Source organism: Chryseobacterium tructae, assembly GCF_030409875.1.
Taxonomy (GTDB): Bacteria; Bacteroidota; Bacteroidia; order Flavobacteriales; family Weeksellaceae; genus Chryseobacterium; species Chryseobacterium tructae.
This window is the reverse complement of the sequence record NZ_JAUFQR010000001.1, coordinates 4,285,920-4,300,042: the sequence shown is the minus strand read 5'-3', so window position 1 is coordinate 4,300,042 and position 14,123 is coordinate 4,285,920. Positions and strand designations below refer to the sequence as shown.

Here is a 14,123-nt window from a genome sequence, read left to right as displayed (position 1 = left end):
ATAATATCAATTGATAAAAAGGCTGTTTTCTACAAAAGAAAACAGCCTTTTTACTTTTTATAAAGATCCAAAAGTTGGAATCCTGAAGTTTTTACATCTAAACAACTCTCAAATGCTGCTTATCTTTCACCAGCCATAGCCCAATGAATGTCAATAATCCATTCAGAACAATCAGCTCCACACCAATTCTGTAATCGGTGTAGGTTGTCACCGCAAAATTGATTAAATAAGTGATTATAGGGGCTAAAATAGTCACCATAAGAATTGAATACTTTTTGGAGATATGGAACTTAGTAAAGATTCCGAAAGCAAAAAGTCCTAATAATGGCCCATAAGTGTATCCGGCAATTTCCATAATCAAGTAGACAATAGATTTGTCATTCAGAGCTTTGAAGACCATGATCAGGATGAAGAACATCACAGTGAATGTTAAGTGGACTTTCATACGAAGCCTTTTCTTCTCTTTTTCAGTCTTCGTTTTATCTTCGTTTAGATTTAATAAATCTACACAATACGAACTTGTTACAGCCGTTAAAGCTCCATCAGCAGAAGGGAATAATGCTGAAATCAATCCGATAATAAAAATAACGGAAATCATCATTGGGAAATGCCCATTAAGAGATAGTGCAGGGAAAAGATCATCCCCCATAATATTCTTGATATTTCCTGCTGCATCTTTGAACCCAAAAATATTGGTAATTGGATCTGTTCCTGTTGTTCCATATTCTGCACCATGTTGCAAAGCAAAAAGATAGAGTAGCCCCCCTAAGAATAAGAAGGCAAGATTAACCAACAGAAGGGTTCCTGCAAAGGTTAACATATTTTTCTTTGAATTTTTAAGATTGTCTACAGAGATATTTTTCTGCATCATTTCCTGATCCAGTCCTGTCATGGCAATGGTAATGAAAATTCCACCGAGGATGGTTTTAAGGAAAAAAGTCTTGGAATTAGGATCAAAATTGATAAAATGGGTATAATTCTTTTGTTCTAATATCGTATAAGCTTCACCAAAAGACAGGTTCAGATTAGACAAAATATAGACGATACAGGCCACCAAGCTGATAATCATAAAAGAAGTCTGTAAAGTATCCGTAATGACAATAGTTTTTACTCCGCCTTCAAAAGTATAGAGAAGAACCATTAGCAAAAGAACCATTGAAGTTACCCAAAAAGGAACTCCTAATCCTTCAAGAAGGAAGATCTGCAATACATTCACCACCAGATATAATCTTGCTGTAGCACCAATCGCTCTTGAAATAATAAAAAAGATAGATCCAATCTTATGCGCTTCTACATTGAATCTTTTTCCCAGATACGTATAAATAGAGGTGAGGTTCATCTTATAATACAGAGGCAGCAGAATAGCAGCTACAATAAAATATCCGATGAAAAAACCAATCACCATCATATAATATTCAAAACCTCCATAAATATATTCGGAACCGGTCATTTTTCCAACAGTTCCCGGAACTGAAATAAAGGTAACACCACTTAAGCTGGTGCCTATCATTCCAAATGCAACAAGCCACCATTTACTTTTTTTATTACCAATAAAGAAAGACTGGTTGTCAGAATTTCGGCTGGTAAAATATGAAATTACCAAAAGGCCGATAAAGTAGATAAAGACAAACAGCAAAAGGACAGTTCCTGAATTCATGCTTAGATTTTAAATTTTAGCAAATATATAAAAAAGAACCATCGTGAATCGTGAATTTAATTCATGGGCAATTTTTATATAATTACTCAAGGGAAGTAATCTAAGCTTGGGATGAAACGTATATTTTCAGAAAGTTTGGAAGCTGGGAGCTGGAAGTAGGGAGTTATGAAGCTTCTAAAAGTAATTATTCTCTATGTTTTCATCTTAAAACTATATACTATTTCTAAGCTAATGATAACCGTTGGCTTCATCAAATCGATTCTCTCGTTGTTCATTTAAAATTTAGTATAATCCAAAATAAACTTTGCGTTAAGAAAGAACCTAGTGTGGAATAAGGAGCTTTGCTAAGTGAAACGCCCTTGCGAACTCTTTATATTAATTTAAATAAAACCCTTGCGAACTTAGCGTTAAAATGAAAATGATTTCCCATTTAAAGAAAAAACCTTCCAGATTTACTCTGAAAGGTTTGTATTGTAAGGGTGGAAACCGTGATTAATTCACTAAAACATCCTGCAATTCCTCACTCTTCTGGAAACTGGCTTTAGCAAAAGGGCAAAGTGGAATGATCTTCTTCCCGTTTTTCCTTGCAAAATCTACAGCTGCCAAAAGCATTTCCTTACCTACCCCTTTTCCGTTGTAAGCTTCTTCCACCTCCGTGTGGTCAATAATAAATCTTTCTTCTCCGGCCCAGGTGTACGTCATCATTCCTGCGCGTCTTCCATCTATGAAAGCTTCAAAACTTCCGTGTTTTTCGTCGTTGTTTTGTTTTACTTCGATCATGTTTTATGAGAATTTAGTTAGTATTTCTATGTCGTTGGTTAATATTTTATGTACAGGGCATGCATCAGCAATGGTATGAAGTCTTTTCATTTGTTCGTCATCCAAGACCCCTTCAAAGGTAATATCTCTTTTGAAGATGGCTCTTTTGGTCAACGGATAATTTTCAAGTTCCACTTCTACATTGATGTTTTCCACCTCCCATTCCTTTCTTTCGATGTACATTCTTAGAGTAGCTGCCGTACAGCTTGCCAAAGATGTCGCCAGAATTTCCATGGGATTGAAACCTTTGTTCTGTCCGCCTTTATCTATAGGTTCATCGGTAATAATTGTATTTTCTCCCGCTGTTACCTCTGTGTAATATTTTGTCTTTCCTAAAATTGCTTTTACCGTTACTGCCATTATTTTTCAGTATTGAATTTATAACTTAATGCTCCTGATGGGCATTGATCTATCTGTGCCTTTAGTTCTTCCGGGGTTGCGTTTTCTGCTTTTATCCAGGGTCTGTCTTTCGGATTATAGACCTTGGGAAGCATTTTTACACATACAGCCGAGTGGATACACTTCTGAGGCTGCCAGATGACAGTAATGTCGCCGTTGGGATATTCGTGTGTTTCCATATTAATTGTCTTTTAATGTTTTTTCGATTCTTCTGTCCGGAATCAGCCATATAAGAGCCACAATGTAATAAAAACCTATGGCAATATAAGGATAAAAAAATGAAGTAGCGATCCCCAGAACATAAAATATAATGGATATATTTTCTTTATATTTTGAATGAATAGCTTCCTTTAGCTTAGAACTTTCACCTTCATATTTGATGATAAGATTCTCCAGAATAGTATAAGCAATTGCACACATTACTAAGGCGACTCCATAAGTAGCAACAGGATTTTTCGCAAAACCTGTGGTACCAATCCATTCCGTAGCAATAGGCATCATAGAAAGCCAGAATAGAAGATGAAGATTCGCCCAAAGAATGCTGCCATTCACTTTTCTTACCGTCTGAAACAAGTGATGGTGGTTGTTCCAGTAAATACCTACATAAATGAAACTGAAAATATAGGCTAAAAATTTAGGAAGAAGAGGTTTGAGACTTGTCCAGCTGCTTCCTTCAGGCACTTTCAGTTCAAGAACCATGATCGTGATAATGATAGCCATGACTCCATCACTGAAAGCTTCCAGTCTTCCCTTAGTCATTGGTTGTAATTGTATTTTTAAAGTTTTCAATCTTTGTTTTCAGCTCGCTTAGTATATCTGGATTGATGATTCCGCTTTCAAGATCAAAATTCTCATAGAACTTTGGTAGTGAAAAAGTATCCTTGATATCGGCTGCAAATTGTGGGAAAAATGTTTTAGCTGTATTCATCACATTTCCGCCGCCATATCCGCCGGGAGAAGTGCTCATCAAAAGCATGGGCTTGTTTTGGAAAACTTTTACATTAATCCTTGATGCCCAATCAAAAACATTTTTAAAAGCAGCACTATAAGATCGGTTATGCTCTGCAAGAGAGCAAATAATAACATCACATTCTTCAATGGCCTTGAGAAACTGATGGGCTTCATCCGGAAATCCTTTCTTTTCAAGATCCACAGAAAAAACAGGCATTGTAAAGTCATTAAGGTCAAGGAGATTGATCTCTTCATTCTGGAAATCCTTTACAACAAACTTTACCAGTTCCCGGTTGATGGAAGTAGAAGAACTACTGCCTGCAAATGCTAATATTTTCATGGTTTTTTCTCAATGGGGTTATTTTCTGTTTAAAATTGCCTTGGGAAGAGGAACATATTCTTGTTCATCACCCGGAACCAGTGGAAATGCATCATGATTCTGATCATTCCAATTTACTTTAGCCTGATCGATTGCTTCCTTGTCAGAATTCACAAAGTTCCAGAAGATAAAACGTTCCTCATCGAAAGGTTCACCTCCGAAAAGATATACGGTGCCGTTTTCACTCATATCGAATTCACAAAGTTTAGTATCCTTAGCAATCATCAGTTGTTTTGAGCCGTAAGAATTCCCTTCCGTTGTTACTGTTCCATCCAGAACATACATTGCTGCTTCTCCATAAAGATCTTTTCCAATGCTGATTTTCTTAGCTTCTTTGGTTTTGATTTCAATGAAGAATAATTTGCTGTGTACAGGAACTGGAGATGTTTTTCCAAATGCTTCTCCGGCAATTAATTTATATTGAATTCCATCTTCTTCCCAAACCGGAATGTCATTTTCTTCAATATGGTGGAAGGTAGGTTCAGACTGTTCAAGATGTTTAGGAAGGCCTACCCAGATCTGAAATCCATGAAGTCTTTTATCACTGTGTCTTAAATACTCAGGAGTTCTTTCGGAATGTACTACTCCTTTTCCGGCAGTCATCCAGTTGACAGCACCAGGTTTGATCTCAAGTGCACTGCCAACACTGTCTCTATGGAAAATAGAGCCTTCAAGCAGGTAAGTTAAGGTAGATAGTCCGATATGTGGATGCGGTGGAACATCTAGATTTTGATAATCCTTTAATTCCGAAGGCCCCATGTGATCAATAAAAACAAAAGGCCCCACAGCTCTTTTTTCACGGAAAGGAAGAAGTCTTCCTACCAGAAAATTCCCGATATCTGCTGCTTTTTCTTCGATGATAAGTCCAATATTTGACATAATGATGTAATGCTTTTTAAAATGTTACTTTAATGTTTGTTGATAAAGAGCTACAGTTTATCGTATCCGTCAAATTTTTCATCTACGATACGTTTCCACTCAGGATGTTTTTTAATAAAGGCAAAAACATAAGGACAGAAAGGAAGAAGTTTTTTACCGCTCTCTTCAATATAATTCAAAGTCTTTTCCACGACTGCCGCTGCTGCACCAGTTCCTGCAAGCTCCGGTTCTGCTTCGGTATGGATCAAAGCTATCTGATGAGAAGTTTCGCGATAATCAATAAAGGCATAATGTCCATTGAATTCTATTTCAAATCTTTTTTCAGCTTTTACAAGAGGTATGTTTTCAAATTCCGGTTTCATAATTTTTTTGTATTACAAGTTGATAGGTGAAGTTGTAAGAGATTGATATCTTTTGTTTTTCTGTGAAAAATCTTGTTAAGAAAATAAACCTTATAGGTTTCAAAAACCTATAAGGTTTATCTCTCTGCAATGTATGTAATATTAATCTTTTACGCTTTAACCCAATATAATGATAGTTAAAGTTAATAAAAAAGGAGCAATTTAAGATTAAGGAAAATTTAATTCTATTCTTCTAATCTTCAAGATATCCAAATTTTCCTGTATTAAAATCTTCAAATGCCTGCATGATTTCCTCTCTGGAATTCATTACAAAAGGCCCATGAGGAAAAATCGGTTCATTAATGGGCTCACCGCTGATAATTAAAACGACTGAATCTTCTCCGGCCTCAATAGTAAAGGCTTCTCCTTCATTTTTAAAGAGTGCAAAATGATCTGCTTTCACATGGTCTTCTCCATTAATGGTTATATTCCCTTCAATCACCAAAGCTGCAGTATTGAAGTGGGCAGGAAAATTAAATTCTGCCTTACCACCTGATGTAAGCTTAGCATTCATCATATGAACAGGAGTGAAGGTAAATGCAGGACCTTTATGACCATCATATGTTCCGGCAATCACTTCTACAAAACCATTTTCACCCAGATCAACCTTTTCCATTTTAGAATTTTCGATAGCCTGGTATTTTGGATGGCTCATCTTATCTTTTGCAGGAAGATTCACCCAAAGCTGAACCATCTGAAAGATTCCGCCTTCTTTAGCCCATTCTGTTTCGTGATATTCTTTGTGAAGAACTCCTTTTGCTGCCGTCATCCATTGTACATCACCTTCTCCAATAACGCCACCGCCTCCGGCACTGTCATGATGTTCTACTTTTCCATTATATGCTATGGTTACCGTTTCAAAACCTCTGTGTGGATGAACACCTACCCCTCTTGGTCTATCAGAACCATTGAAATGAAATTTTGAATTATAATCAAGCATAATGAAAGGATCCATTCTTTTCATATCTAATCCATGTACGCCTGGAATAAAATTATGAACTCTAAAACCGTCACCTACAAAGTGGGCAGGTCTTGGAGATACTACCATTTCTACTTTTTTAGTTGTCATAATATTGTTGATTTTATGTAAACAAAATTACCATACTTAAAAGGCAAATGCATTGATCTGTGATAAGTTCGTAAAAACAGAAAATGTTGAACCGTTATAAAGCAAGAAAGTTTGAAAAATAAAAATAGTTTTCAACTTTCTCCCTTTGGGCTATTCTTCCTTCGATTTCATATTTTTTCCATCCGAAATATGGAGTCTTCTAAATACGAATCCCGATAGGATCGTCAATATTCCTACGGTAAGAAAAGTGTATCGGAAGGCATTGTGTGTTTCCCCCTGGATGAGGTCTGAACTTTCAAATATCTTTAGAACAATTAATCCAAAAGCAATTCCGAAACCAATAGCGAGCTGCTGATTAACTGAGATTAAAGAATTGCCACTGCTGGTCTGAAAATTTCTAAGATCTGCAATGGAAATCGTATTCATTGAGGTGAACTGAATCGAGTTAAAAAATCCGAGAACAGCAATAATAGGAACAAACCAATATAAAGAGGTATGAATATCAGGAATAGCCAACATACAGATCAACGTTCCGATGATAAATGTATTCACCATTAATGTTTGTCGATAACCATATTTATCAAGAATTTTAATTACCGATGATTTCCCGAATATAGCCGTTAGAGCCATAGGAGCAGTGATCCAGCCTGAAGTTACCGCAGACTGTTTATAAGCAATCTGAATCATCAGGGGAAGTAACAAGGGAACAGAGCTAATCCCTAGTCTTGTGGCAAGATTTCCTATAATTCCTACTCGGAACGTTCTTACCTGAAACAGATTTAAAGGAAAGATCGGATGACCTTCTTTTTTTGCGTGTTTATAGTAATAATAAAGAAACAAGAATCCAAGGATAAATACAATGAGAACCGGCGTTATATTTTGCATGTCCCCGAAAAGTTCGAGTGAAACAGAAAGGAGGAGAGATGCTGCTGCAAAAATTAAAAATCCTTTCAAATCAAAATCTACATCACTGGATTTGTAATCGGGCATGAATTTTAATCCTAAAATAATTCCTAACACCCCAATTGGGATATTGATGAGGAATATCCAGTGCCATGATAGATAATCCACCATATAACCACCAACTAGAGGCCCTAAAACAGGCCCTATAAGTGCAGGAATAATAGCAAAGTTCATTGCTTTAAGCAATTCATTCTTATCAAAAGTTTTAATAAGTGCCAGCTTTCCGACCGGAGTCATCAAGCTTCCTCCAACCCCCTGAATTACTCTGGAAATAACAAGATGCGTGAGGTTTTGAGATAAAGAACAGAATAAAGATCCTAAACTGAATAATAACAGCGAGAAAATAAATACTTTTTTAGTTCCGAAACGATCAGCCAGAAATCCACTTGCAGGCATGAAAACGGCTAATGTCAATACATAACTGATAATGGCATTTTGCATATTCAGTGGAGATTCATGAAGATCCTTGGCAATGGATGGGAGAGAGGTGTTCAGAATCGTTGAGTCCAGCATTTGCATAAAAATAGCTGTGGCCAGAATTAATGGGAGAATTTTCTTTATTGGTGCCTGTTGAGGGGTCGCTTCTGTCATTTTGTATAGGCTGAAATATTCAAAAATATCCAGACTTATTTTATGTGAAGAAAGTGCTTACTTTAAGCGGTTTGATCCTTAGATAAAGAAATCCATATAAAATTAAAAAAGTCCTGCGAAATATCACAGGACTTTTTGATTTATTTTTTAGTCTTTTCTACTCCTTTCCATTCGTCACCTGCTTTTCTATACTGGCTTAAAGTGAAATTTTTGAAATCCTTTGTTTTGTATTCAATATTATCGGTATTCTGCTCGAAAGGCATGATATAATAATATTCTATATCTGTTTTATCGGTCTTATTTCCTTTTTTTACAGTCGGAACATATTTTGAAAACTTATAACTTGGAAGATATTGTCTTAATCTTGTGTAGAATGATTTATCATCTTTCTCGCTAGGAATAATATCTACAATATTCAGATCATCTTTTTTCTTATCAACCCAAAGATAATAAGTCTTTTCCTCGCCTAAGTTTCTGTTGAATGAATTAAAAGCAAATAATTCTTTTGGAACCAGTTCTTTAATTTTTTCAGGATCTACCTTAGTGTAAAACTGTCCTTTTGATGGGTCTACATACGTTTCAAGATTATACATCAGAACTGAGTTGTTTTCAAAATTCTTGTTTTTGAAGTATTGATTTAAAGATAATTCTGCAGTCGCTCTAAGCTCTTTATCTCTTTTATCCAGTTTTTTTGTTGGATTTTGAGGGTTGACATATTTTACAAATTCATATAAAACTACAGGCTTTATATCCTTTAGGTGAGGATAAGTCTTAAGTTGCTCAGCTTTTACCAGCCAGTAAAACTGTTGATAATAATCATCCTTATCAGCATCTTTCACGCTTTTATAAGCTAAAGCAAGCTTTTTTGAGTTCAGATATTTGCCATATTTTCCCTGTCCAAAAGCAAAACTGATGGATAATAAGGCAAATAAAACAGTAAGGTTTCTTCTCATTTTTTTATAATTGATATTTTCGTTTTCCAAATATAATTATTTATTAGATATTATTTTTGATTGTCAGTTAAATTATGCCATATTGTTATAGTTAATTCAAAAAATAATCCCGTATTGCTACAGGATTAATAAATTATTGAGATGAAAGTTAAAAACAAGAGGGAAAAGTGTATGATTTAAATGGTAAATGTTAATAGTCAATTTTACTTCACAAGTGATCGTGAATTGATTGAGTATTACAATAGCCTTACATCTTAAGCTTGAATGGTAAGTTGTTGATTGATAGGTGTATCAAATTAACCATTCATTATTCACTCTAAAGCACTCCCATTCTCAAACCCTCAAACTTCTAGTACGATGTCTCGTGTACCTTCACAGCTCTTCCACTTGGATCATTCATTTTTTTGAAGGCCTCATCCCATTCCAAGGCGATTGGTGTGGAACAAGCAACGGATGGAACCGACGGAACAGTGGCAGCCGCAGTTTCACTAGGGAAATGCTCTTCAAAAATAGTTCTGTATCGGTATTCTTCTTTGTTTTGAGGCGTGTTTAAAGGGAATCTGAATCTTGCATTAGCCATCATCTCATCCGTAACCTCTTTCTCAGCTACCTCTTTTAAAGTATCAATCCATGAATATCCTACACCATCTGAAAATTGTTCTTTTTGTCTCCATGTGATAGAAGCTGGAAGAATATCTTCAAAAGCTTTTCTTAATACCCATTTTTCAATTTTTCCTTCAGCAACGTTAATCATTTTATCCTGAGGGTTAAGGGTCATTGCAATATCCATAAACTCTTTGTCAAGGAAAGGCACTCTTCCTTCTATTCCCCAGCTCATTAGGGCTTTGTTGGCTCTCAGGCAGTCATACAAGTGTAGCTTCCCAAGTTTTCTTACCGTTCATCATGAAATTCTTTAGCGTTAGGAGCTTTATGGAAGTACAAATAACCACCGAACAGCTCATCTGAACCTTCTCCGGATAGCACCATTTTGATCCCCATTGATTTGATAACTCTTGCTAAAAGATACATTGGGGTGGATGCTCTGATGGTAGTTACATCATAAGTTTCGAGGTGATAAATTACATCACGTACCGCATCTAAGCCTTCCTGAACGGTAAAGTTAACCTCATGGTGAACAGATCCGATATGTTCTGCAGCTTTTTGTGCCGCAGCCAGATCGGGAGATCCTACCAAGCCTACCGCAAACTGTGTAATCTTGGATACCATGCTTCCTGAGTATCACCACTTTCAACTCTCTGTCTTGCAAACTTAGCTGTAATGGCTGAAATAACGGAGGAATCTAATCCGCCGGAAAGCAATACTCCATAAGGTACATCACTCATCAATTGTCTGTGTACTGCATCTTCAAGACCTTTTCTTAATTTAGAAATATCTGTATCATTCTCTTTTACATGATCAAAGCTTTCCCATTCTCTGGAGTACCACTGCTGAAGTTCAATGCCATCCTTGCTGTATACCAAATGACCTGGCAAGAATGTTTCAATAGTTTTACATACCCCTTCCAGCGCTTTTAGCTCTGAGGCTACATAATAGTTCCCGTTCTTGTCCCATCCCTGATAAAGAGGGCAGATTCCCATGTGATCACGGGCGATCAGGTAAATATCATTTTCAGTATCATATAAGGCAAATGCGAAAATCCCGTTCAGTTTTTCAACAAAATCTTTTCCATATTTTTGGTAAAGCGCTAGAATGACTTCACAATCAGATTGGGTCTGAAATTCATAATCGGTAAATTCTTCTTTTAATTCTCTATGGTTATAGATTTCACCGTTTACGGCTAATACTACTTTTCCGTCTTTAGTAAATAAAGGTTGTTTTCCGGAAGTAGGATCTACAATAGCAAGTCTTTCATGGGAGAAAACTACTTTTTCATCCTGATACACTCCGCTCCAATCCGGTCCTCTATGACGAATCTTTTTTGACATTTCTAAAACCTGAGGTCTTAATATCTCGGTTTTTTGCTTGGCGTCAAATAAACATACTATTCCACACATATTTTTATTATTTATGAGACAAATGTATTGGGGATGTTTATAAATAACAATTAAAAATATGTATAAGTTAAAATTTTTAATCAATTAATATATTTTAAAGAAAAATATTAACTATTTGAGAAGATTAATATGTTTTTAATTGATTTTTTTCGCCAGGTTAAAATGATTGTAACCTCTATACGAAATAAAAATGACATATTTCTTAATATATGATAATTTATTCTGCGAATTTTAGCCCTTACTTTGTGGCTCGAAATAATTTTTTTTCATCATTTGTGTTTTTACCTTCTTGCAATTCTCATGCAAGAAGGTTTTGTTTTTTATAGACTTTTTTTATCGTCATTTTATTCCATCAGTACTTAAAGATTTCTTTTCATACAGATAGATTCAGACCTTGTAATGCGTTTCTCTACTTTAAAAAAGCAAGGAGTGAGCATTGTGAGTCAGTTTTTCAAATGAGTAAACGTTTTGTATTCTTTATGGGATGAATTCCGGACGGTTTTCGTGTTAATGAATAGAATATACTATTCCATGATAAGAACTGAGGTATCAGCTTCCATAAACCTGTTTAGAAGACAGGAATGGTAAAAAGTTAGTCTCGAAAGTAAGTACAGTTCTTTTATTCATAATATCATTTGCATAAAGTAATTATTATAATTTATAAATTTACTTTACAACATCAAAACGGTTAATCTATAGAGTTAGTAGGGAATATGGGAAGATTGTTACATAGTATGGCCTAAAAACAAAAAAACTACCCCTTGGAGTAGTTTTTATAGTTGTATTGTAATGTCGATTAAGACACTCTTTCAATTAAGGCCATATAGAATCCGTCATATCCTGTACTTGGCATTACCTTTTCATCCTTAATCATTTTGAATTCAGGATTATTTTTAAGGAATTCTTCTACCTGAAGATTATTTTCCGATGGAAGGATAGAACAGGTTGCATATACCATCTTTCCTCCTTTTTTAAGCATTTTAGAATAATCCTGAAGGATTTGTTGCTGCTCTTTTTTTATTCTGTCAATAAAGTCCTGATCGATTTTCCACTTGCTGTCCGGATTTCTTTTTAAGACTCCAAGACCTGAACAAGGTGCATCGATCAATAATCTGTCTGCTTTCTCATGAAGACGTTTGATCACTTTATTATCTGCGATCATACGGGTCTCAATATTATGTGTTCCAGCTCTTTTAGCACGACGCTTCAATTCAGCTAATTTCCATTCGAAAATATCTAAAGCTATGATTTGTCCTTTATTTTTCATTAATGCAGCCAGGTGAAGCGTTTTGCCTCCGGCACCCGCACATGCATCAATAACTCTTTGTCCTTCTTTTACATCAAGGAAATATCCGATCTTCTGAGAAGAAGCGTCCTGAACTTCAAACAATCCTTCTTTAAAGGCTGTAGTAAGGAAAACATTCTTTTTCTCTTCCAACTGTACTGCATCAGGATAATTTTTGATAGTGAAGGATACAACCCCTTCATCTGAAAGGTCAGAAATAAGCTCCTTTGTTGTTGTTTTTAATGAATTTGTTCTTAAAACGGTAGGAGCCTGCTCATTTAAAGCAATCATTTCTCTTTCCCAGTTAGCTCCTAATTCTTTTTCCAAAGTTTCTGCCAACCAGTCTGGGATAGAATGTTCAATTGCTTTTGTAGGAACTGTATTCTTTTTAAGCTTGGTAAGGATATCCGCAATCTTGATTCCGTCAAACTCTTCAAACTTTTTATAATTAGTCTTGCTCCAAAGAAGATAAGCAATGATCAGTTTATAGATGTTGTTTGGTTTTACCCCTTCGCCCATATAGTATTCAAGGCGTTTTTTCCAACGGATGATATTGTAGAAAATCTCAGAAACAACGGCTCTGTCCTGGCTTCCCCATTTTTTGTTTGCCTTTAAAAGTCTTTCAATAACTTTATCGGCATATTTGTTCTTTTCAAAAAATGTCTCCTGTAAGGCATCGTGAATTCCGATTGCCAAGTTTCTGTGAATAAGTTCCATAAGTTTGCTTCGCTGTTTGAATCTGCAAAAATACGAATTAAAGTTGAGAGTTTAGAATTGAGTTGCAGAGTTTAAGTAGCAGAGGGTTTTTAGAGTAAGAGGGTCTTAGAGTAGGAGAGTTGTAGGTATAGCGTGAATGATGAATGAGTCAGTTACTTTTTTAAATGATAAAAAATGTTGAGCCTGTAAATTTTTTTCTGAAGATTCATATTTTTTTATACAGTTATAACAGCCTTTCATCTAAAGATGAATGAACATATATCTTTGCTTAAATGAAATGTCTTTATGAATAAAATATAAGCTGTTCATTAATATACTTTATTTTCTTTACGGTTAACTTATCTATATTGCTTCAATTCACTAGTTGGTGTAAAATAAATAAGTGAATTATTCAGTGTTTATTATCTACTATACTGGTCTTTACCTCTTGACTTCAACCTTTAAAAAGTCCTACCTTTGCAAAAATTAAAAATATGAGTGATACAATACTTTGTCCGAAATGTAGCTCCGAATTTACTTACCCGAGCGATAATATGATGGTATGTTCTCAGTGTTTCTATGAATGGAATCCTGAGGAGGCAGCTTCTGAGGCCGCTAATGAGGGAAAGATATTGGATTCTAACGGAAATGAGCTTCAGGATGGTGATTCTGTAGTGGTAGTAAAGGATCTTCCTGTAAAAGGGGCACCTAAGCCGGTAAAAGCTGGTACTAAAGTTAAAAATATCCGCTTAAGACCAGGAAGTGATCATAATATCGACTGTAAGATCGATGGTTTCGGAGCAATGGCTCTAAAGTCAGAATTTGTGAAGAAAGCTTAATAGCTATTACTGAGCTTTTAGCTGAATATCCATAAAAAAAAAGGAAAGAATTGGACAGTGTAATCTTTCAAAAGACTTAATTGCAAGATTGCTAATGTCCGTCTAGAAGGCAGAAAGAGAAATAACCAATAATTTCCTTATGCTGTGGAAATACAAATGTAAGAAAAAGTTTAATAACAGATTCTTATGTTTGTATTTTTTTTATGGGTAAGTGTAAGTAAATGTAT

13 protein-coding genes and 1 pseudogene are annotated in these 14,123 nt (G+C 35.4%); 1 reads left to right on the top strand and 13 read right to left on the bottom strand.

Annotated elements, in window-relative coordinates; all coding sequences use genetic code 11:
* Window positions 1–97 precede the first annotated feature (97 nt).
* The 13 genes and pseudogenes from QWZ06_RS21310 to QWZ06_RS21250 form a co-directional block, all read right to left on the bottom strand.
* Window positions 98–1,657, bottom strand: coding sequence for a sodium:solute symporter (locus QWZ06_RS21310; RefSeq protein WP_290301013.1), 1,560 nt, complete (start codon window positions 1,655–1,657; stop codon window positions 98–100).
* 492 nt (window positions 1,658–2,149) lie between these two features.
* Window positions 2,150–2,437 (bottom strand): GNAT family N-acetyltransferase, encoded by a 288-nt coding sequence (locus tag QWZ06_RS21305; protein ID WP_002984420.1) that lies wholly within the window; start codon window positions 2,435–2,437, stop codon window positions 2,150–2,152.
* A 3-nt stretch (window positions 2,438–2,440) separates the two neighbouring features.
* The gene (locus tag QWZ06_RS21300) at window positions 2,441–2,836 is read right to left on the bottom strand and encodes an OsmC family protein (RefSeq protein ID WP_290301012.1); all 396 of its coding nucleotides are present in this window, start codon (window positions 2,834–2,836) and stop codon (window positions 2,441–2,443) included.
* Window positions 2,836–3,054 (bottom strand): (4Fe-4S)-binding protein, encoded by a 219-nt coding sequence (locus QWZ06_RS21295; protein ID WP_290301011.1) that lies wholly within the window; start codon window positions 3,052–3,054, stop codon window positions 2,836–2,838. Before QWZ06_RS21295 ends, QWZ06_RS21300 begins: the two co-directional genes overlap by 1 nt.
* A 1-nt stretch (window position 3,055) precedes the next feature.
* Complete coding sequence (locus QWZ06_RS21290) at window positions 3,056–3,634, bottom strand: TMEM175 family protein (RefSeq protein WP_290301010.1); 579 nt, start codon at window positions 3,632–3,634, stop codon at window positions 3,056–3,058.
* Window positions 3,627–4,166: an NADPH-dependent FMN reductase gene (locus tag QWZ06_RS21285; protein ID WP_290301009.1), complete on the bottom strand. Its 540-nt coding sequence runs from the start codon at window positions 4,164–4,166 to the stop codon at window positions 3,627–3,629. Before QWZ06_RS21285 ends, QWZ06_RS21290 begins: the two co-directional genes overlap by 8 nt.
* Before the next feature lie 18 nt (window positions 4,167–4,184).
* Entirely contained in the window at window positions 4,185–5,084 is a 900-nt protein-coding gene (locus QWZ06_RS21280) for a pirin family protein (protein ID WP_290301008.1), read from the bottom strand.
* 50 nt (window positions 5,085–5,134) lie between these two features.
* A complete protein-coding gene (locus tag QWZ06_RS21275; protein ID WP_290301007.1) occupies window positions 5,135–5,446 on the bottom strand; it encodes a GNAT family N-acetyltransferase in 312 nt (103 codons plus the stop codon).
* Between the two features lie 232 nt (window positions 5,447–5,678).
* A complete protein-coding gene (locus QWZ06_RS21270; protein WP_290301006.1) occupies window positions 5,679–6,554 on the bottom strand; it encodes a pirin family protein in 876 nt (291 codons plus the stop codon).
* A gap of 150 nt (window positions 6,555–6,704) precedes the next feature.
* Window positions 6,705–8,108 carry an MFS transporter gene (locus tag QWZ06_RS21265; protein WP_290301005.1) on the bottom strand — a complete coding sequence of 468 codons (1,404 nt, stop codon included), beginning with the start codon at window positions 8,106–8,108 and terminating at the stop codon, window positions 6,705–6,707.
* Window positions 8,109–8,248: 140 nt separating this feature from the next.
* Entirely contained in the window at window positions 8,249–9,091 is an 843-nt protein-coding gene (locus QWZ06_RS21260) for a hypothetical protein (protein ID WP_290301004.1), read from the bottom strand.
* Between the two features lie 319 nt (window positions 9,092–9,410).
* Window positions 9,411–11,076, bottom strand: a pseudogene (asnB, locus tag QWZ06_RS21255) (asparagine synthase B).
* A gap of 796 nt (window positions 11,077–11,872) precedes the next feature.
* On the bottom strand, window positions 11,873–13,078 hold the full coding sequence (locus QWZ06_RS21250; RefSeq protein WP_290301003.1) for an RsmB/NOP family class I SAM-dependent RNA methyltransferase: 1,206 nt from the start codon (window positions 13,076–13,078) through the stop codon (window positions 11,873–11,875).
* A 473-nt stretch (window positions 13,079–13,551) separates the two neighbouring features.
* Between QWZ06_RS21250 and QWZ06_RS21245 the strand changes: the two genes are divergently transcribed.
* Complete coding sequence (locus tag QWZ06_RS21245) at window positions 13,552–13,896, top strand: zinc ribbon domain-containing protein YjdM (RefSeq protein WP_123859235.1); 345 nt, start codon at window positions 13,552–13,554, stop codon at window positions 13,894–13,896.
* Window positions 13,897–14,123 lie beyond the last annotated feature (227 nt).